At 41.8% G+C, this 20,746-nt stretch carries 17 protein-coding genes and 1 other RNA gene; 13 read left to right on the top strand and 5 right to left on the bottom strand.

The features are described 5' to 3' along the window. The first annotated feature begins 8 nt into the window (after nt 1-8). From aceF to acnB, 3 genes are all read left to right on the top strand, one after another. On the top strand, nt 9-1,877 hold the full coding sequence (aceF, locus tag RB151_RS15020) for a pyruvate dehydrogenase complex dihydrolipoyllysine-residue acetyltransferase (RefSeq protein ID WP_048607932.1): 1,869 nt from the start codon (nt 9-11) through the stop codon (nt 1,875-1,877). A 204-nt stretch (nt 1,878-2,081) separates the two neighbouring features. Next, nucleotides 2,082-3,509, top strand: a complete 1,428-nt coding sequence (lpdA, locus tag RB151_RS15015) for a dihydrolipoyl dehydrogenase (protein ID WP_094301215.1) — start codon at nt 2,082-2,084, stop codon at nt 3,507-3,509. A 973-nt stretch (nt 3,510-4,482) separates the two neighbouring features. Further along, complete coding sequence (acnB, locus tag RB151_RS15005; protein ID WP_042845076.1) at nt 4,483-7,080, top strand: bifunctional aconitate hydratase 2/2-methylisocitrate dehydratase; 2,598 nt, start codon at nt 4,483-4,485, stop codon at nt 7,078-7,080. Between the two features lie 71 nt (nt 7,081-7,151). Here acnB and RB151_RS15000 read toward each other — a convergent pair whose 3' ends face one another. Continuing rightward, a complete protein-coding gene (locus RB151_RS15000) occupies nt 7,152-7,529 on the bottom strand; it encodes a VOC family protein (protein WP_071548278.1) in 378 nt (125 codons plus the stop codon). A 192-nt stretch (nt 7,530-7,721) separates the two neighbouring features. Here RB151_RS15000 and RB151_RS14995 point away from each other — a divergent pair, with 192 nt between their 5' ends. The 4 genes from RB151_RS14995 (at nt 7,722) to RB151_RS14980 (ending at nt 10,828) form a co-directional block, all read left to right on the top strand. Beyond that, nucleotides 7,722-8,093: a YacL family protein gene (locus RB151_RS14995; protein WP_042845072.1), complete on the top strand. Its 372-nt coding sequence runs from the start codon at nt 7,722-7,724 to the stop codon at nt 8,091-8,093. A 137-nt stretch (nt 8,094-8,230) separates the two neighbouring features. After that, nucleotides 8,231-9,103, top strand: a complete 873-nt coding sequence (mscS, locus tag RB151_RS14990; RefSeq protein WP_048607929.1) for a small-conductance mechanosensitive channel MscS — start codon at nt 8,231-8,233, stop codon at nt 9,101-9,103. A 212-nt stretch (nt 9,104-9,315) separates the two neighbouring features. Next, nucleotides 9,316-9,936, top strand: a complete 621-nt coding sequence (argO, locus tag RB151_RS14985) for an arginine exporter ArgO (RefSeq protein ID WP_042845070.1) — start codon at nt 9,316-9,318, stop codon at nt 9,934-9,936. 157 nt (nt 9,937-10,093) lie between these two features. After that, on the top strand, nt 10,094-10,828 hold the full coding sequence (locus RB151_RS14980; RefSeq protein ID WP_071548277.1) for an oxidative stress defense protein: 735 nt from the start codon (nt 10,094-10,096) through the stop codon (nt 10,826-10,828). Here the strand turns inward: RB151_RS14980 and RB151_RS14975 are convergent. After that, on the bottom strand, nt 10,825-11,739 hold the full coding sequence (locus RB151_RS14975; RefSeq protein ID WP_042845066.1) for a LysR family transcriptional regulator ArgP: 915 nt from the start codon (nt 11,737-11,739) through the stop codon (nt 10,825-10,827). The two genes, RB151_RS14980 and RB151_RS14975, sit on opposite strands and share 4 nt — an antisense overlap. Before the next feature lie 317 nt (nt 11,740-12,056). Between RB151_RS14975 and rpiA the strand changes: the two genes are divergently transcribed. Together rpiA and serA are read left to right on the top strand one after the other, a co-directional pair. Further along, nucleotides 12,057-12,719: a ribose-5-phosphate isomerase RpiA gene (gene rpiA, locus RB151_RS14970; RefSeq protein WP_042845064.1), complete on the top strand. Its 663-nt coding sequence runs from the start codon at nt 12,057-12,059 to the stop codon at nt 12,717-12,719. 471 nt (nt 12,720-13,190) lie between these two features. Next, nucleotides 13,191-14,441 (top strand): phosphoglycerate dehydrogenase, encoded by a 1,251-nt coding sequence (gene serA, locus RB151_RS14965; RefSeq protein ID WP_042845062.1) that lies wholly within the window; start codon nt 13,191-13,193, stop codon nt 14,439-14,441. Nucleotides 14,442-14,484: 43 nt separating this feature from the next. Here serA and RB151_RS14960 read toward each other — a convergent pair whose 3' ends face one another. The 3 genes from RB151_RS14960 to zapA all read right to left on the bottom strand — a co-directional run bounded on the left by RB151_RS14960 (nt 14,485) and on the right by zapA (nt 15,846). Continuing rightward, nucleotides 14,485-15,075, bottom strand: a complete 591-nt coding sequence (locus tag RB151_RS14960) for a 5-formyltetrahydrofolate cyclo-ligase (RefSeq protein WP_042845060.1) — start codon at nt 15,073-15,075, stop codon at nt 14,485-14,487. Between the two features lie 149 nt (nt 15,076-15,224). Continuing rightward, a non-coding RNA gene (gene ssrS / locus RB151_RS14955) (6S RNA) lies at nt 15,225-15,406 on the bottom strand. 110 nt (nt 15,407-15,516) lie between these two features. Then, nucleotides 15,517-15,846 (bottom strand): cell division protein ZapA, encoded by a 330-nt coding sequence (gene zapA, locus RB151_RS14950; RefSeq protein ID WP_042845059.1) that lies wholly within the window; start codon nt 15,844-15,846, stop codon nt 15,517-15,519. Nucleotides 15,847-15,985: 139 nt separating this feature from the next. On the opposite strand from zapA, the gene RB151_RS14945 reads away from it, so the two are divergent. From RB151_RS14945 to ubiI, 4 genes are all read left to right on the top strand, one after another. Continuing rightward, nucleotides 15,986-16,564: a YecA family protein gene (locus RB151_RS14945; protein ID WP_042845057.1), complete on the top strand. Its 579-nt coding sequence runs from the start codon at nt 15,986-15,988 to the stop codon at nt 16,562-16,564. A gap of 158 nt (nt 16,565-16,722) precedes the next feature. Continuing rightward, on the top strand, nt 16,723-18,045 hold the full coding sequence (gene pepP, locus RB151_RS14940; protein WP_071548276.1) for a Xaa-Pro aminopeptidase: 1,323 nt from the start codon (nt 16,723-16,725) through the stop codon (nt 18,043-18,045). A gap of 32 nt (nt 18,046-18,077) precedes the next feature. Continuing rightward, complete coding sequence (gene ubiH, locus RB151_RS14935) at nt 18,078-19,256, top strand: 2-octaprenyl-6-methoxyphenyl hydroxylase (RefSeq protein WP_042845054.1); 1,179 nt, start codon at nt 18,078-18,080, stop codon at nt 19,254-19,256. 27 nt (nt 19,257-19,283) lie between these two features. After that, nucleotides 19,284-20,513: an FAD-dependent 2-octaprenylphenol hydroxylase gene (ubiI, locus tag RB151_RS14930; protein WP_071548275.1), complete on the top strand. Its 1,230-nt coding sequence runs from the start codon at nt 19,284-19,286 to the stop codon at nt 20,511-20,513. Nucleotides 20,514-20,746 lie beyond the last annotated feature (233 nt).

Below are 20,746 nucleotides of genomic sequence, written 5' to 3'. Positions count from 1 at the left end.
AAAAATCAATGTCTATTGAAATCAAAGTGCCAGATATCGGTGCTGATGAAGTTGAAGTCACCGAAGTGATGGTTAAAGTGGGTGATAAAGTAGAAGCTGAGCAATCGCTTATTACCGTTGAAGGTGATAAAGCTTCTATGGAAGTCCCATCTCCACAAGCGGGTGTGGTTAAAGAAATTAAAATTGCAGTTGGTGATAAAGTCACAACCGGTAAATTGATTATGCTGTTTGAAGCAGAAGCGGGTGCAGCAGCACCTGCTCCAGCAGAAGCACCTGCAGCGGCTCCAACGGCAGCACCAAGCGCAGCAGCGTCAAAAGACGTTGCTGTACCAGATATCGGTGGTGATGAAGTTGAAGTTACCGAAATCATGGTAAAAGTCGGTGACACCGTTGAAGCTGAGCAATCATTGATTACTGTTGAAGGTGATAAAGCTTCGATGGAAGTACCTGCTCCATTTGCAGGTACTGTTAAAGAAATCAAGATCTCGACTGGCGACAAAGTACAAACTGGCTCGCTAATTATGGTCTTTGAAGTGGCAGGCGCAGCGCCAGCAGCAGCTCCAGCTTCTGAAACGGCGGCACCAGCTGCTCCAGCAGCTTCAGCAATTAAAGATGTTAATGTTCCAGATATTGGTGGCGATGAAGTTGAAGTTACCGAAGTGATGGTTAAAGTGGGTGACACCGTTGAAGCTGAGCAATCAATCATTACGGTTGAAGGCGATAAAGCATCAATGGAAGTGCCTGCACCATTTGCGGGAACTGTTAAAGAAATCAAAATTGCGACTGGCGATAAAGTGAAAACTGGCTCGCTGATTATGACTTTTGAAGTTGCGGGTGCAGCGCCAGCTGCGGCACCAGCACCTCAAGCATCAGCACCTGCTCAAGCAGCAACGCCAGCTCCTGCGGCGGCTACTCCAGCTAAAGCCGCTGATAGCAAAAATGAATTCGTTGAAAACGATGCATATGTACATGCAACGCCAGTTATTCGTCGCTTAGCGCGTGAATTTGGTGTTAACTTAGCGAAAGTAAAAGGTACAGGTCGTAAAGGTCGTATCCTGCGTGAAGACGTTCAAGCTTACGTGAAAGATGCGGTTAAACGCGCAGAGTCTCCAGCAGCAGCTGGTGGTGGTTTACCAGGCATGTTGCCGTGGCCAAAAGTGGATTACAGCAAATTCGGTGAAGTCGAAGAAGTTGAACTGGGCCGTATTCAAAAAATCTCTGGTGCTAACCTGAGCCGTAACTGGGTGATGATCCCGCATGTTACGCTAATGGAAGAAGTAGATACCACAGAAGTTGAAGAATTCCGTAAGCAACAAAATAAAGAAGCAGAGAAAAAACAGCTTGGCGTGAAAATTACCCCACTGGTATTTGTCATGAAAGCCGTTGCTCGCGCACTGGAAGAAATGCCACGCTTTAATAGCTCGATTTCTGAAGATGCGCAGCGTTTATTCCTGAAAAAATACATCAACATCGGTATTGCAGTTGATACACCAAATGGCTTAGTTGTTCCTGTCTTTAAAGACGTTAACAAAAAAGGCATTTTAGAGTTATCTCGCGAACTGATGGAAGTTTCTAAGAAAGCACGTGCAGGTAAACTGACTGCATCTGATATGCAAGGCGGATGTTTCACTATTTCTAGCCTTGGTGGTATCGGAACAACCGGCTTTGCACCAATTGTGAATGCACCAGAAGTTGCGATTATGGGGCTGTCACGTTCTGCAATGAAACCAGTTTGGAATGGTAGTGAGTTTGTTCCTCGCCTGATCCTGCCTATGTCACTGTCCTTTGACCATCGTGTTATTGATGGCGCTGATGGAGCTCGCTTCATTACCTTAGTAGGGCAATTAATGAGCGATATTCGCCGCTTAGTGATGTAAATAATAAGACCGGCTTATAGGCCGGTCTGCTTTATTTAGGCTGAGACAGAATTTTTTGCTGCTGCTACGAAAGGTTGGGAGTTACATCACGAAATGAGCCTTTTCAGGGTGTTAACAATTCTGTAAACTGCTCTCGGTGTGTACTTTTCCAGTGGAAAATCGTTTATTCAGCAGTACCGCTGGACAAAACAAAAAGAGGTCATGATGAGTACTGAAATTAAAGCCCAAGTCGTTGTGCTTGGTGCAGGCCCTGCAGGTTATTCTGCGGCTTTCCGTTGCGCTGACTTAGGTTTAGAAACTGTTTTAGTAGAACGTTATTCAACGCTTGGTGGGGTTTGTTTAAACGTTGGCTGTATCCCTTCAAAAGCTTTATTGCATGTTGCAAAAGTGATCGAAGAAGCAAAAGCTTTAGCTGAGCACGGTATTGTTTTTGGTGAGCCAAAAACTGACATTTCCAAAGTCCGTTTATGGAAAGAAAAAGTGATTAATCAGCTGACTGGCGGTCTAGCTGGTATGGCTAAAGGCCGTAAAGTTAACGTGGTTAACGGCTTCGGTAAATTTACAGGCGCTAATACTCTGGTTGTTGAAGGCGAAAATGGTAGTACGACTATCAATTTCGATAACGCAATCATTGCTGCAGGTTCCCGTCCAATTCAATTACCATTTATCCCACATGAAGACCCACGTATTTGGGATTCAACAGATGCATTAGAACTGACTGAAGTTCCTGAGCGTCTGCTGGTGATGGGTGGTGGTATTATCGGTTTAGAAATGGGGACTGTGTATCATGCACTGGGTTCTCAAATCGATGTGGTTGAAATGTTTGACCAAGTCATCCCAGCGGCTGACAAAGATGTGGTTAAAGTATTCACCAAACAAATCAGTAAAAAATTCAACCTACTGTTAGAAACTAAAGTAACAGCAGTTGAAGCGAAAGAAGACGGTATCTACGTTTCGATGGAAGGTAAAAAAGCTTCCGCAGAACCACAACGTTATGATGCGGTATTAGTGGCTATCGGCCGTGTTCCTAACGGTAAAAACTTGGATGCAGGCAAAGCAGGCGTCGAAGTTGATGATCGTGGCTTTATCCATGTGGATAAACAAATGCGCACTAACGTGCCACATATTTTCGCTATCGGTGATATCGTTGGTCAGCCAATGTTAGCGCATAAAGGTGTGCATGAAGGTCACGTTGCCGCTGAGGTTATCTCTGGTCTGAAACATTACTTTGACCCGAAAGTTATTCCTTCTATTGCCTATACTGAGCCAGAAGTTGCATGGGTTGGTTTAACTGAGAAAGAAGCGAAAGAGCAAAATATCAGCTATGAAGTTGCGACTTTCCCATGGGCAGCATCAGGCCGTGCAATCGCATCTGATTGTTCAGAAGGTATGACTAAACTGATTTTCGACAAGCAATCTAACCGTGTTATTGGTGGTGCTGTTGTCGGTGTCAACGGTGGTGAATTACTGGGTGAAATCGGCCTAGCAATTGAGATGGGTTGTGATGCCGAAGATTTAGCATTAACTATCCACGCGCACCCAACACTGTACGAATCAATCGGTATGGCTGCTGAAATTTACGAAGGTAGCATTACTGATTTACCAAACGCTAAAGCGAAAAAGAAAAAATAATTTTCTTTAACTGCACTGATAAACAGTATCTCTAGTATGCTGTTTATCACCAAAGCGAATTGAAGCCAATGTGGAAACATGTTGGCTTTTTTTTGTTTTTGTGAATATAAACAACTAGTCACATGTTTCAGTTCAATTATTTATTAAAATCTAAACAAATATTAATTGAAAATAATTTAATTACCTTCAGAAAAAACATTGCGGAGATTGAAAAACCGCTCGGCTGGAAATTTTTAATTGACCCACAAAAATATCCTTGTACATAAAAATGGCATTCAAATAGGAAATAGGACTTTAATTGAAATGCCAAATAAAGGTAACGCAAAGGTTTTTAATGGAGCATCAGAAGTAGAAATTAAGCAGTAAAGGCACTGTGCTTTATTGGCAAGTCGATAATTTTAATTTGGCCTGTGAACATTTCACTCAGTTAGGAGCAAAATTATATCGAGGGCCAATGTTAATCGATGATAACAACCACATGTGCCAGTTTATTGACCGCTTCGGAAATTTACTTGGAATAAAAGGTTAATAAAATCAATAAAATCCTTTAAATAGATTAAAACCAATCGTAATGATTTACCTTATCAATTAGTAATGTAAATAAAATTACGATAATAAATATAATTTGTGATACCCAAAGGAAAAAGCCATAAAAGAGGGTGCTTTAATCAGCGAAATGCATTATAAAAAGTATGGTTTTTTCAGCTTTTTATAAAGATTTATAATCTCTTAAGCTAAAAAATAACCCGTAATTAAGTGTTAAGGCATGAAGTTAGTAGATAAATGTTACTTTCTTGTGAATGAATTAACATTGCGTTTAAATTCTGCTATGCTGAGAGCCCGAAGCTGGACATAATTTTACCGCCATTGAGATTATGCGAGCAAATTCCTCTGACCTGGCACCGGATGATAATTTTATCAATAAGGTGCAGACAGCCGGGTATATAAATAACAAAGAAGCGAGGAGAACGTCGTGCTAGAAGAATACCGTAAGCACGTAGCCGAGCGTGCCGCTCAAGGGATTGTCCCTAAGCCATTAGATGCGTCACAAGTAGCTGCACTGGTAGAGTTACTAAAAAACCCACCCAAAGGTGAAGAAGATTTCTTGTTAGACCTGCTAACCAACCGCGTCCCCCCTGGTGTTGATGAAGCAGCGTACGTAAAAGCTGGATTTTTAGCCGCAATTGCTAAAGGCGAAACTTCCTCTTCTCTTATCTCCCCTGAAAAAGCCATTGAATTACTAGGTACCATGCAGGGCGGATATAACATCCATGCACTAATTGAAGCTCTTGATGATGCTAAATTAGCGCCTATCGCAGCGAAAGCCCTTTCCCATACATTATTAATGTTTGATAACTTCTACGACGTAGAAGAAAAAGCGAAAGCTGGAAATGCGCATGCGAAACAAGTTATTGAATCATGGGCTGATGCTGAGTGGTTCAAACAGCGCCCTGCATTAGCAGAAAAAATGACCGTGACTGTTTTTAAAGTCACTGGCGAAACGAATACTGATGACTTATCTCCAGCTCCGGATGCATGGTCACGTCCTGATATCCCTCTACACGCTTTAGCCATGCTGAAAAATGCGCGCGATGGTATTGAACCAGACGATGCGGGCAATGTTGGCCCAATCAAGCAAATCGACGCGCTAAATAAGAAAGGCTTCCCATTAGCTTACGTGGGTGACGTAGTCGGTACCGGTTCTTCTCGTAAATCAGCCACTAACTCCGTGCTGTGGTTTATGGGTGATGATATCCCATTTGTGCCAAATAAACGTGGTGGTGGGGTAGTATTAGGCGGCAAAATTGCCCCAATCTTCTTCAATACGATGGAAGATGCTGGTGCGTTACCGATTGAAGTGGATGTGTCTAAACTAAATATGGGTGATGTTATTGATATCTATCCATTTAAAGGTGAAGTACGCAACCATGAAACAGGTGAGCTGCTTGAAACATTTGAATTAAAAACGGATGTTTTAATTGATGAAGTCCGTGCCGGTGGCCGTATTCCATTGATTATTGGCCGTGGTTTAACTAACAAGGCTCGTGAATCATTAGGTTTAGAAGCAACTGATGTATTCCGTCATGCGAAATCTGTAGCTCAAAGTAACCGTGGTTTCTCATTGGCACAGAAAATGGTTGGTCGTGCTTGTGGTCGCCCGGGTATCCGCCCAGGTGAGTATTGTGAGCCAAAAATGACGTCAGTAGGTTCACAGGATACAACAGGCCCAATGACACGTGATGAGCTAAAAGACTTAGCTTGCCTTGGTTTTTCTGCTGACTTAGTGATGCAGTCATTCTGTCACACTGCGGCGTATCCAAAACCTGTTGACGTTACTACGCACCATACATTACCGGATTTCATCATGAACCGTGGTGGTGTTTCTCTGCGTCCGGGCGACGGTATTATCCACTCTTGGTTAAACCGTATGCTCTTGCCTGATACCGTCGGTACAGGTGGTGACTCACATACGCGTTTCCCTATTGGTATTTCATTCCCAGCAGGGTCAGGGCTAGTTGCGTTCGCAGCGGCAACAGGGGTAATGCCTCTGGATATGCCTGAGTCTGTTTTAGTTCGTTTCAAAGGTGAAATGCAACCAGGTATCACATTACGTGACCTTGTTCATGCCATCCCTTTGTATGCGATTAAAGACGGCCTTCTGACTGTTGAGAAAAAAGGTAAGAAAAATATTTTCTCAGGTCGTATTTTAGAAATCGAAGGTTTGCCAGAACTGAAAGTTGAACAAGCGTTTGAATTAGCTGATGCTTCAGCAGAACGTTCAGCCGCGGGTTGTACTATTAAATTAGATAAAGCACCAATCACTGAATACTTGCAATCGAATATCGTTTTATTGAAATGGATGATCGCTGAAGGTTACGGCGACCGCCGCACTATCGAACGTCGTATTAAAGGTATGGAAAGTTGGTTAGCTGATCCGCAACTGCTCGAAGGCGATGCAGATGCAGAATATGCAGCAGTGATTGAAATTGACTTAAACGATATTAAAGAGCCAATTTTGTGTGCACCAAATGACCCTGATGATGCACGTTTACTGTCTGATGTCCAAAACGAGAAAATTGATGAAGTGTTTATCGGTTCTTGTATGACAAACATCGGTCACTTCCGTGCAGCAGGTAAATTACTGGATTCTCACAAAGGCCAGTTACCAACCCGCTTATGGGTTGCTCCACCCACTAAGATGGATGCAGCACAATTAACCGAAGAAGGTTATTACAGTGTGTTTGGTAAGAGTGGTGCAAGGATTGAAGTTCCAGGCTGTTCACTGTGTATGGGTAACCAAGCGCGTGTGGCGGATGGGGCAACGGTTGTTTCGACATCAACCCGTAACTTCCCTAACCGTTTAGGAACAGGGGCGAATGTGTATCTTGCATCAGCTGAGCTTGCTGCAGTTGCTTCATTGTTAGGCCGTTTACCAACGCCTGCAGAGTACCAGCAATTTATGGATAAAGTCGACGAAACAGCAGCGGATACATACCGTTACTTGAACTTTGACCAATTATCACAATATACCGAAAAAGCGGATGGCGTGATTTTCCAAACAGCGGTTTAAGCCACTTTTTATATTAACGGTAAAGGCTCCTAATTTAGGGGCCTTTTTTGTCTCTATTGCAGAATATTGAGTTAAATGTATTGTGAAATTTCAATTAGGTTTAAGTCAGGGTCGCGTAAATAAATTGACATAATTGGCCCCACTGCACCAGTACGTTTCACTGGCCCTTCTACAATTTTTACACCTTGTTGTTCGATGTGTGCCTGTACCTGTTCAAGGGGGATATCGCTAATAAAACACAGGTCTAATGCGCCGGGAACGGCTAAATGTGCTTTCGGCTCAAATTCCTTTCCATATTGATGAATATTTATTTTTTGCTGACCGAATTGCAGGGCATAGCGTTGTTCACCAAAGGTCATCACTGACATCTTTAATACACGCTGGTAGAAATCAAGGCAGGCATCAAGGTGAGTGGTTGTTAGGACTAAATGGTCTAAGCGGTTGATCATTGGAACTCCTATAATCTAAACAGAGGTTATTATCATTTTTTAGTCATTTAATATTAAGTGAATATAAAAATTATAGTGTTGAAATTGGTGTTTTATCGAATTTTCTTTCAGCGAGCAGGTAATACCTCTCAACAAACGTGATTGTCTCACGTTATACTGGTCATAATGACGCAAAGAGTAGAGGTATTGCATATGGACTACCAATTTTTCCAAGATATCACCGGAGCTATCTCCGCTAAATTCTCGATGGATCATGAGGCTATTGGATATTGGCTTAATGAAGAGGTTAAAAATAACCTTAGTCTGTTAGATGCTATCGAAGATAATTATAAAAAAGTCAAAGGCAGTGAAAAGCAGTGGGAGCTTATTGGTCATGAATATACACTGTTACTTGATGATGAAGAGGTGATGATTCGAGCTAATCAATTATTCTTTGAAACAGATGGCCTAGAAGAGGGAATGAGTTATTACGATAATGAAAGTATTGCATTTTGCGGTATCGATGACTTTCTTTTAATGTTAAAAGATTACCGTGTTTTTGTTATTGAAAATGGGAAAAAATAATTTTTTTAGTGATTTGTTTTGTATTTCTATAAATTATCGCTATTATTTTCAGGGTATAGCTAGCTATTAAACTTTTTATTAGAAACTTAAATGGCTAGGGTTGATATTGATAATGAGATCCAAAAGGGCATATATATATGAATACTGATGATGTTACAGGGGCGTTGAATAATGCAACGAATTGGTTTGTGGCAAACCAAGATCTGTTAGTTCAGTATGTGGTGAACATCGTGTCAGCTATTGTTATCCTCATAGTCGGTATGATGGTAGCAAAAGCAGTCGGGCGCGGTTTGCATCGCGTAATGACGATGAAAGGCATTGACGCTACAGTGAGTGATTTTTTATCTGCAATAGTTCGCTATACGATTGTTGCGTTTACCTTAATCGCGGTATTAGGCAAAATTGGTGTACAGACAGCTTCTGTTATTGCGGTAATGGGTGCGGCAGGTTTAGCGGTTGGTTTGGCATTACAAAATTCACTCGGTAACTTTGCTGCTGGTGTATTACTGGTAATATTTAGGCCATTAAAAGCGGGGGAGTATGTCACTATAGGTGCGGTTGAAGGCACGGTGCAAAATGTGCAAATATTCTCAACTACACTAAAAACAGTTGATGACCGCATTATTGTTATTCCAAATGGCAAAATAATTGCTGATAACATAATTAACACCTCACGTGAACCTAACCGTCGTCAAGATATCATTGTCGGGGTGGCTTATGACTCTGATATTGATACCGTGAAAAAAGTATTAGGTGATATTGTTGCGGCTGATGAACGTATTCAGCACAGCAAAGGGGTCACGATACGTTTACATGATATGGCGCCATCTTCATTAAATTACGTAGTGCGTTTTTGGACGACAAATGGGGATGCATGGCCAGTGTATTGGGATCTGCTAGAAGAATTCAAGCGTGCCTTAGATAAGCACCAAATTGGTATTCCATTCCCACAAATGGATGTCCATTTATACAAACAAGATACAGCAACGAATAAAGTATCAGCAGAGTAATTTGCATTAATATTTAAAAATGGAGCCAATTTGGCTCCATTTTTGTTTTTAATATACCAATATGGCATTGGCATTTATGACAGAAAATCTAGCTTAATTAAGTTAAATGCCATAAGTCTGACTTATGACCCATTAGAGTAAATCATTTCCGCTAATAATTGTTTCTCGCTAATATCCCGCATATAAATTGAATAACTATTTGGAATTTATGCATGATTACGATTTATTTTCAGGGGATATTATTGGGTGCAGCAATGATATTGCCATTAGGGCCACAAAATGCATTTGTTTTACAGCAGGGAAGTCGTAAGCAGTTTCATTTAATGAGTGCATTGTTATGCTCTTTAAGTGATGCCGTTTTAATTAGTGCTGGTGTTTTTGGTGGTAGTGCATTACTGAGTCAGTCAGAAATATTAATGCAATTGATAACTTGGGCTGGGGTATTGTTTCTTTTGTGGTATGGCTATGGTGCATTCCGTATTGCAATGAGCCCAGATGAGACAATTCTTCAAGTTGAAAACCGAGTGATTACTCGGTGGAAAGTAATTGTAACTTTGTTTGCCGTGACATGGTTAAACCCACACGTGTACTTAGATACTTTTGTTGTGTTAGGTAGCGTAGGTGGCCAACTAGAAAGCCAGCTACGGCCTTGGTTTACCGCAGGTGCACTGACGGCATCCTTTGTATGGTTTTTTGCTTTAGCTATATTAGCTGCATGGTTTTCACCTGTACTTAATAAACCTCGTTCACAACGCTTGATCAACGTATTTGTTGGTAGTGTTATGTGGTTTATTGCTGTTCAGTTAGCATTGCAAGGCTTAAAAGGGTTTTAAAAGACAATATTACATCAACAGATTGAAAACGCCTTTCAGTTTCTTATTATTCTGAACTACGTTTTTTATTTAGTGTGATATTGTTAAGTTGTATTGAGGGATAGTTTGTTATGAACTATCCTTTTTTTAGCGATAAATAATATCATTGGGAGGTTCTGTGAAATTAAAGTCTTTAGTTTTTGCTACTATGGTAGCTGGTGCTGCGGTTCCGGGCTTCTCATTCGCCGATCCACTACCGAATGGCCCACATATTACGACATCAGGGAACGCAATCGTAAAAGCAGCCCCTGATATGGTAACACTGAATATTTTGGTCGAGGTAACAGCAAAAGATGCGGCTGCGGCTAAAGCGGGTGTTGATAAACGAGTCGCTGAGTATTTTGAATTTTTGAAGAAAAATGGCATTGAAAAACAAGATATTAATGCTGCTAATGTGCGTACTCAGCCAAAATACGATTACAGTAGTGTGAAGCAAAAATCGACGATTGAAGGTTATACTGCAACACGCTCAGTGGAAGTTAAGGTTAAAAAACTTGATCAACTGAATACTTTATTAGATGGCGCTTTAGCAGCTGGTCTTAATGAAATAAACTCAGTACAGTTTGGTGTTGCTAACCCGCAACAGTACCGTGATGAAGCACGGTCTCAAGCGATTAAAAATGCGACAGAACAAGCCAATATCTTAGCGAAAGGTTTTAATGTTCAGTTAGGCCCAGTGTATAGCATTAACTATAATGCGCCAGCTGCGGTGCCATATCCAATCGCTGCAAGAAATTACGGTGGGGCAATGAAAGCCTCTGTTGCTCAAGACCTCAAAGTTGATGAGACCTATGAACAACAGAGTATTGATTTTAATGACCAAGTGGATGTGGTGTTTGAGTTGAAACGTTAATTTTCAGAGGCTATATCATCTTCTTGTTTTAACATTTGGCGCCCTGTTTTCAATAGGGCGTCGGTTACTCTCTTCATTGTACGGCTTTCAGGTGCGAACCGGTGCCAATACAGCATGCGCCTTTGGCATAACCCCGGCGTTAAATCAACCAATTCACCATTTTTCAGCTCATCTGCTATTTGCAAATGAGGGATCATGCAGCAAGTTGAACCTTGTTTCGCCAGTTGGACAAAGGCTTCGGATGAATTCACGATATGGCAAGGAACACTCCCCGGTGATAGCCCAAAATTTTGTTGCACAAAGGCTTGGTGCATATCATCTAAATGGTCAAATGCAACCGCGGGGGCTTTAAGTAATGAAGAACGAGTTACACCATCAGGGAAATATTTAGCGGCAAAGTCAGGGGAAGCGACAAAAATGTAGTCGAGAGCACCGAGTTTATCAACTAAGCAGCCGGGTAATGCTTGGGGTTGAATACTGATAGCACCCACGACTTCACCACGCCTTAACCTTTCCTGAGTTCGAGTTTCGTCTTCAACTTGTATATTTAGCCGAATAGGGCTATTACCCAGTACTGGGTTTAACGCGGGTAGCAACCAAGTTGCTAAGCTGTCTGCGTTAACGGCAAGGGACAGAAGAAGTGGTGTTGAGCCCCCATTTTCATCGCCAAGCCATTGTTCCTCTAATAGTTCTACTTGATGAAGTAGCGCTAGCAGTTTTTGCCCTTGTTCTGTTGGATGAGGCGGAACAGTGCGGACAAGTAAAGGTTGCCCAAACAGGTTCTCTAGCTGCTTGATACGTTGTGAAACAGCAGATTGTGTGATGCAAAGTTTCTGAGCCGCACGCTCAAAGCCGCGTTCACGAATGACGGCATCCAGTGCTTGTAACGCGCGATAATCAGGGCGCTTCATCGAAAAGATCTCCTTATTGTTATTCTATTCGAGGCTATTGACCTTTGCTGTTCCATAAAAATAGATGGGGAAAACACACAAGGCGAATTTCCAACTCAGTGTAAAAGCTCAGCTAGGGTTATTAACAAAGAGCAGTAACCTTAAATCACTATGCCATATTTTTAGTGATAACACTTGAAAATATTATTGTTGCTAGATAAATCCCAAAAACAACGGCATAAATGTAAAGAACAATACTGCAACTTAGCCAGTGTCCGGTATATACTAGCTATTCATAACCTTAATCACGACTCAATTAATTAGCAAAAGGCATGATCATGACTCAGGACGAATTAAAAAAAGCGGTAGGTTGGGCTGCACTCGATTACGTTAAACCGGGTACTATTGTTGGTGTTGGAACGGGTTCAACAGCTTCTCATTTCATTGATGCTTTGGCAACGATGAAGGGGCAAATAGAAGGGGCGGTATCCAGTTCAGAAGCATCAACCCAAAAGCTAAAATCACTGGGGATCACTGTATTTGACTGTAATGAAGTTGATTCATTAGATGTTTATGTCGATGGCGCTGATGAAGTCGACCATCATATGAATATGATTAAAGGTGGCGGGGCAGCCTTAACAAGAGAAAAAATTGTTTCAGCTATTGCAAAAACATTTGTCTGTATTGTTGACCAATCCAAATTAGTTGATGTTTTAGGTAAGTTCCCATTACCCGTTGAAGTGATCCCTATGGCTCGTAGCTATGTGGCACGTGAGTTGGTGAAATTGGGGGGGACCCCTGAATATCGTCAAAATGTCGTAACTGATAACGGAAATGTGATTTTAGATGTCCATAATTTAAGCATTGTAGACCCTGTTGCATTAGAAAATACTATCAATGGTATTGCTGGCGTGGTGACTGTTGGGCTATTTGCTAACCGTGGTGCAGATGTCGTATTAATGGGAACCTCTGATGAAGGGGTTAAAACTATTAAGTTATAATTTATGTTATAACAAATAGATAAATTCAGCGTCTTAAAATAAGTCAGTAGATGTCATATTTACTGGCTTTTTTTATGTTTGATTGTGAATTGAGCGGGTGTTATTTCTGAGATAGCACTAAATTAATTAACCAGTTTTATAAATATCGATGATTTGAAATTTATTTCATTTTTTTTAACACCCCGTTATTTTGGTGATATATCTCACACTAATGCGCATTGTGCAGGAAAAAAACTTATTTTGTGTTACTGCTCCTGATTTTCTACCGTTTAACTTCTTTTTCTTTGCTATTTTTAGTATCCATAAAGCAAACGGTTGTATTGATACTGCGCCGTTTTTTGTTATGTTGGTATAGCTGCATACTTCAAGGTGGGTGGATGTCGATTTTTACAGGTGCTTTGAAGAATGCGAAGCAAACATGCAAATTCATCGGTTATAAATTATTAGTACGTTCACGATAGGGTAGGGGAAATGGTCAAGGTATCTTTGCAAAAAGACAAAATAAAATTTTTACTGCTAGAAGGTGTGCATCAAAGTGCGGTTGAGAACCTAAAAGCAGCGGGTTACACCAATATTGAATACCACAAAAGCGCGTTATCCGACGAAGAATTAAAAAAAGCGATTAAAGATGCACGTTTTGTTGGTATCCGTTCCCGTACTCACCTTACTGAAGAGGTTTTTGCGGCAGCAGAGAAATTAGTTGCAGTCGGCTGTTTTTGTATCGGGACTAACCAAGTTGATTTAGATGCTGCGGCAAAACGCGGTATTCCAGTATTTAATGCGCCATTTTCCAATACTCGTTCCGTTGCAGAAATGGTGTTAGGTCAACTATTACTGTTATTACGCCGTATTCCCGAAGCGAATATGCAAGCACACCGTGGGATATGGGAAAAACAAGCTAAAGGCTGCTTTGAAGCTCGTGGTAAGCGTTTAGGGATTGTTGGATATGGTCATATTGGTACTCAGTTGGGGATCTTAGCTGAAGGGATCGGTATGAATGTTTTCTTCTATGATATAGAAAACAAATTGCCATTAGGTAATGCAACTCAGGTCCGTTCTTTAACTGAACTGCTTAATATGAGTGATGTCGTGAGCTTACATGTACCTGAAACAGCAAGCACCAAAAATATGTTTGCTAAAGAGCAGTTTGACCGTATGAAGCCGGGTTCTATTTTTATTAATGCTTCTCGAGGTACAGTGGTGGATATCCCAGCATTGGCAGCTGCGCTGGAAAGCAAGCATTTATCAGGTGCTGCCGTTGACGTATTCCCAACAGAGCCAGCGGCGAATAATGACCCGAATGACCCGTTTATCTCTGAATTAATTAAATTCGACAATGTGATTTTAACACCGCACATTGGTGGCTCGACTGAAGAGGCTCAGGAAAACATCGGGTTAGAAGTTGCAAGTAAATTAGCAAAATACTCAGACAATGGTTCAACGTTATCTGCTGTTAACTTCCCTGAGGTTTCACTGCCAGTACATACCGAGGATACTAACCGTTTCTTGCATATTCATGAAAACCGCCCAGGTATTCTTAATAGCATTAACCAAGTATTTACGGAGAATAATATCAACGTAGTTGGGCAGTATTTACGTACAGCTGGTAATGTTGGCTATGTGGTGATCGATGTGTTAACGCAGAGCCCAAGTCAAACAGATGATGCCTTAGCTAAGCTAAAAGCACTGCCAGGCACTATCCGAGCACGTTTGCTGTTCTAAATTAGCATTGGTTGCTTTTACTTGATGATGGCGCAGGTATTAATTACCAGCGCCATATTTTTTGTGGCGTAATAATTTCAGGTAACGGAATATCCCAGTGCGCTACGGGAAGTGCCTCGACCTGCTGGCAATCATGGGCTAAGCCGATGGGGTAAAAACCGGTTTGTTGCCAATGAGCTAATGTCCTATCATAAAACCCACCCCCCATTCCTAATCGCTGCCCTTGGCTATCAAAAGCCACAAGGGGAATGAACATGATATCCAGTTTTTCTATAGGGAGTACATCTTGTACATTGAGTGGGGGTTCATCAATATTAAAGCGGTTTTTGACTAACTGTGTTTTTGCGTGATAGCGAAGAAAAAGTAAATGATGGCGGCTGAAAGGGTGTAAAACAGGAAGGTAAACCTGTTTGCCTTGTTCCCACAGTGCACTAATTAATGGCCTAGTATCAATTTCACCATCAAACGAGAGAAATAGGGCGATGCATTTCGCTGAGTTAATCTTTGGGTGCTGCAAGGCATTCTTCATGACCAGTTGAGCGGCTAACTGTTGTTGTTTCGTGGTTAATTGACGACGAGCCTGACGGATGGATTGGCGTACTTGCTGGCGTTGTGTGGAAAGGGCATCTTGCATATGAAAACCTACTCTATCAGCAATAGGAAATAATTAACTATTTAGAGTATATCGCAAGGCGAAAATTATTGTAGAAAAGTAAATCGTCTGAATCAATACGACGTTGTATTATTGGTGTGTGTTATTAAAGGTAAATAGGAATACAGTAGAGGGTCTCCAAGATGCCGTTGTAGGCTGTAACCCTTGAACCCTTGGTTCAAGGTGAACGCAGTTTAGCAACCTTTAGGCTTCCTGAACGAATCAGGCATGCTCACCAGCGCAATAACCACATTCTGTTTGGTAGAAATATCGGCTCAGGGGACTCGCCCACTCACGCGCATCTCAGAGAAATTTGGTTTGAGTACTTTCGTTACCCAGTGATTTCATTGTACAAAACTAGATTTAAAATGCAACCTTAATTTTGGATATTTTTTTCTACTAGTGTCTGATTAATAAGCGAATTTACTCTAGGGGCAATACTTGCCTCTCAGTAATTTTTACCTGATCATGCAACGCTTGTTCAATAGTATGTTGCAACATTTTTATCTTTTCTTCCATATTATAAGCATAATCACGCGTTTTTGTCTTTTCTTGTGCTAATTCGTGACAGACGTTCAATGCTACGATAAAAATAAGTTGTTCCATATTGGTGACACCGCTTCTATCTTTTAGGTTCTGCAAGCGCTGTTCTAATTCTTTAGCCGACTCAAGAAGGGCTTCCTTTTGTTCTGCAGGGCAGTTGACTCGCAGTGAGCGCCCAAAAATTTGAATGTCGACAGGTTGTGCGGACATGTTACCTCCATACTGAATAATGTTCGCCATAAATACAACATATTTGGCGCAATTAATAGATAAGACAAAAGCATACTGGTCTAGCGGCTATCCTTGATGGTAGCATATCACGAATCATAAGCTAACATGACGAATTCAGATGTCTATACAAAAATCTTTACCAAACTATGAAACACTGGACAAACTGTTACAACAGCACTCAATAGCACTTACCGCAGCTGAAATCCATGGTCTAATAACGGGGTTAATTTGTGGTGGTAGCCGTGATCATAGCTGGCAAACATTAGTCCATGACCTTGCTAACGATGGTTTAGCATTTCCTCAAACAATTTCACAGCCACTACGTGATTTATTTGACACCACTTTTGAGTCGCTAGATGACAGTGAATTTGCATTTACTATGCTATTCCCTGATGAAGACGCCTCTATTTTTGACCATGCAGACGCATTAGCGGGTTGGGTTAATCACTTTTTATTAGGCGTTGGGGTGGCTCAACCCAAACTGGCGGATAAAAAAGAGATTGCAGAAGTTATTACAGATTTACGTAATATCGGAATGCTTGGGTATGACGAAGACGAAGACCAAGAAGAGCTTGAGCAAGCGCTAGAAGAAGTGGTTGAGTACGTCAGGGTTGCGGTACAGCTATGTTATATCGCATTAGTTGAGCCAAATAAAGGCCCAACAGCGGTTGAGAATAATAAGCCTATCCTTCATTAATTCTAATCGCGTCAGTTTTACACATGAGCTCTGTTTTATCACTAAAATAGGGGAACTTAGAGCTGGTTTATCCAGCTTTGGGTCATTGTCGCCAGCGCGTATTGTTCGCTAGCATAATATTAGCAACATCATAATTCAGATAATAAGGCAAAAACGGTATGAATAAACAGGAATTTATTTCTCGTCGTAACGCATTATTGGCAAAAATGCAGTCAGGTAGTGCAGCAATTATTTTTTCTGCCCCGCCTGCACAGCGCAATGCGGATTGTGAATACCCTTATCGTCAGCACAGTGATTTCCTTTATCTGACCGGTTTTAGCGAGCCTGAAGCTATATTAGTCTTAATTAAAAGTGATGAAAAACATAGCCATACTGTTCTTTTTAATCGGGTCCGCGATTTAACAGCTGAAATTTGGTTTGGGCGTCGTCTTGGTCAAGAGGCCGCTCCTGAAAAGCTAGGCATTGATAAAGCCTTACCATTTAACGAAGTTGAAGAGCAGTTGTATCAGTTACTCAACGGATTAGATGTGGTTTACCATGCTCAAGGTGAATTTGCTTACGCAGATAAACTCGTTTTTGATGCACTAGATGTTTTACGTAAGGGAAGCCGTCGTAATCTGCGTGCGCCAGAAACTATGGTGGATTGGCGTCCGATTGTGCATGAAATGCGTTTATTTAAATCGGAAGCAGAAATTAATACGATGCGCGAGGCAGGGCGGATTTCAGCCCTTGCACATATCCGAGCAATGGAAACTTGTCGGCCAAATATGTATGAATACCAGTTATGCGGTGAGTTAGAGCACGAATTTACCCGTCATGGTGCACGTTTCCCTTCTTATAATTCTATTGTTGGAAGCGGTGAAAACGCGTGTATTTTGCATTACACCGAAAATGAATGCCAAATGAAGGATGGTGAGCTGGTATTAATTGATGCAGGGGCAGAGTTTGAGGGATATGCGGGGGATATTACGCGTACATTTCCTGTTAATGGCAAATTTAGCCAAGCTCAGCGCGAAGTCTACGATATCGTGCTGAAAGCTCTAAATACCGCATTAGAATTGTATCTCCCGGGAACGAGTATACATGAGGTTACTCGCCAGATTGTGCGTATCAAAACCGAAGGATTAGTGGCCTTAGGTATTTTACAAGGCGATGTCGATCAATTGATCGAAAACAAAGCATATCAAGCTTTCTTTATGCATGGTTTAAGTCATTGGTTAGGGCTAGATGTGCATGATGTCGGTTTTTATGGGACCGATAGAGACCGTATACTTGAGCCTGGGATGGTATTAACCGTCGAGCCTGGTTTATATATTGCACCAGATGCTGATGTGCCTCCTCAATACCGTGGTATCGGCATACGTATTGAAGACGATATTGTGATCACTGCAGAGGGCAACGAAAATCTGACAGATCTGGTCGTGAAAGACCCAGATGAAATAGAAGCTTTAATGTTGCAAGCAAAACAGCGTTTGGTTTAAAAAGAGTTATTAATAAAGGTAAGAAATAACGCATGAATGTGATTATCGTGGGGGGCGGAATGGCGGGCGCGACGTTAGCACTCGCTATTTCTTCCCTTAGCCAAGGAAAGTTATCGGTTTCACTCATCGAGGCCGCTTTACCGGAAGGCAAGCACCCAGGGTTTGATGCTAGAGCCATTGCATTAGCACATGGTACTTGCCAGTATTTATCAAAAATAGGGGTGTGGCCTGCATTCTCAGATTGTGTGACACCGATTAATCACGTTCATGTTTCTGATAGAGGGCATGCGGGTTTTGTCAATATTGCCGCAAAAGATTATCATATTGCCGCATTGGGTAATGTGATTGAGTTACATGAGGCTGGAACCCGTTTATTCTCCCTTCTGCGTAAAGCGCCGGGGGTGACATTATACTGCCCCGCCAAAGTCGAAAGTGTTCATCGTGAACAAGGCTCTGTTAGCGTGACTTTGGACAATGGTGATACAGTAACTGGTCAATTATTGGTTGCCGCTGATGGTAGCCATTCTGCGATTGGTAAAGCATGTAACATACAATGGCAACAAGATGATTATGGGCAAGTAGCCATCATCGCTAATGTGAAAACGGCGGTTGACCCAAAAGGCCAAGCCTTTGAACGCTTTACTGAATTTGGCCCCCTTGCACTATTACCTATGTCACAAGGGCGTAGCTCTTTGGTTTGGTGCCACCATCAAGAACAAGCTGATGCCATTAATGCATGGGATGATGCAACATTCATTCACAGGCTACAACAAGCATTTGGTTGGCGTTTAGGTGAGGTTGTGATGGCCGGTAAGCGTCATTGCTACCCATTAGTATTACGCAAGGCACTGACACCGGTCAGCCACCGAGTGGTATTGGTTGGTAATGCAGCACAAACATTACACCCTATTGCAGGGCAAGGCTTTAATTTAGGACTCCGTGATGTTATGCAATTAGCTCAAACGGTGGTGAATGCACATGCTGATAATCAAGATATCGGCAGCTATTCGTTGTTAAGTCAGTACCAACAAATACGGGCTCTCGATAGGGACAAAACCGTCACAATGACCGATGGGTTAGTACGCATATTTGCTAACCGTTGCTTACCACTGATTGTTGGCCGTAATTTAGGCTTAATGGCAATGGAAATGTTGCCACCCGCTCGCGATGTTTTGGCGCGCCAAACATTGGGTTGGGTTACACACCAATAACCACGAAATAGAGAGGAAATTAATAACATGCAATCATTTGATGTGGTTATCGCTGGCGGGGGTATGGCTGGACTTGCGCTGGCTTGTGGTTTAGAAGGCAGTGGCCTACGTATCGCTGTGGTTGAAAATACCCCCCCTAAATGCACATTTTCAGCGGCAGAACCTTACGCATTAAGAGTGTCGGCAATTAATGCAGCGAGTGAGAAATTACTTACTCACTTAGGTGTTTGGTCAGCTATTAAAGAAATGCGAGCCTCAGCTTACGGTGGTATGGAAGTCTGGGATAACGACAGCTTTGGCCGTATTACATTTTCTGCTAACGAACAAAATTTGACCCATTTAGGTCATATTGTTGAGAATAATGTGGTGCGAGATGCTTTATGGCATAAAGCGTCTCAACTAAGGGATGTAACGTTATTAGCGCCTGTAGCGATAAAAAAAGTGGCTTGGGGGGAAAATGATGTTTTTATCACATTAGAAGATGAAAACATGCTGACGGCAAGGCTAATAGTTGGGGCTGATGGGGCAAACTCATGGTTACGTAGCCATGCTGATATCCCGCTGACTTTTTGGGATTACGAGCATACTGCGCTTGTTGCAACTATCAGAACCGAAAAACCCCATGAAGGGATCGCAAGGCAAGCTTTTAATGGTGAAGGCATTTTAGCGTTTTTACCCTTAAGTGACCCACACCTTTGTTCTATTGTTTGGTCACAAGGGGCAACGGAGGCTGCAAGGCGACAAACGTTAGATAAGGCAAGTTTTGATAAAGAGCTCGCAGTGGCGTTTGATTTACGTCTTGGTCTTTGCCAATTAGAAAGTGACAGGCTAACAATACCATTAATAGGGCGTTATGCTAGGCAATTTGCCGCTCAACGCTTAGCTTTATTAGGTGATGCGGCACATACTATCCACCCATTGGCTGGTCAAGGCGTTAACCTTAGTTTTATGGATGTGGCGATGTTAATTGGTGAAATTAAACGCTTACATCGGGAGGGTAAAGACTTTGGCCAATATCTCTACTTGCGTGATTATGAGCGTAGTCGAAAACACAGTGCTGCATTGATGCTAGCGGGGATGCAAGGTTTCCGAGAGCTATTTGAGGGGAATAACCCTGCGAAGAAACTGCTGCGTGATATTGGTCTAGTTTTGGCTGATAGTTTGCCGGGTGTTAAACCCCAGTTATTGAACCATGCTATGGGGTTATCTGATATGCCTAAATGGTTGGAAAAACTATCATTAGAAGAGTCGCTCTAATTTCTTGTTCAGTAAAGGTATAGCGCCAGTTATACCTTTATCTTGTCATATTAAATTCCAAGTCTGTTAATACATATTCTGTTGCCAGAAATAACTCGTATTGTTTAATCCCTGATCCTGCCATGGTCTTTCGTTTAATTTGCTATTTGGGCGCAGTATTATTTTCACAGTATGACTGAAAAAAACTAATTGCAGCCACATTTCGCATTAGTTTTACTTATTTTGCTCGTTGG

Source organism: Providencia rettgeri, assembly GCF_001874625.1.
Lineage (GTDB): Bacteria > Pseudomonadota > Gammaproteobacteria > Enterobacterales > Enterobacteriaceae > Providencia > Providencia huashanensis.
The sequence above is the reverse complement of the archived record's forward strand: the minus strand, read 5'-3'. Positions and strand labels throughout refer to the sequence as shown.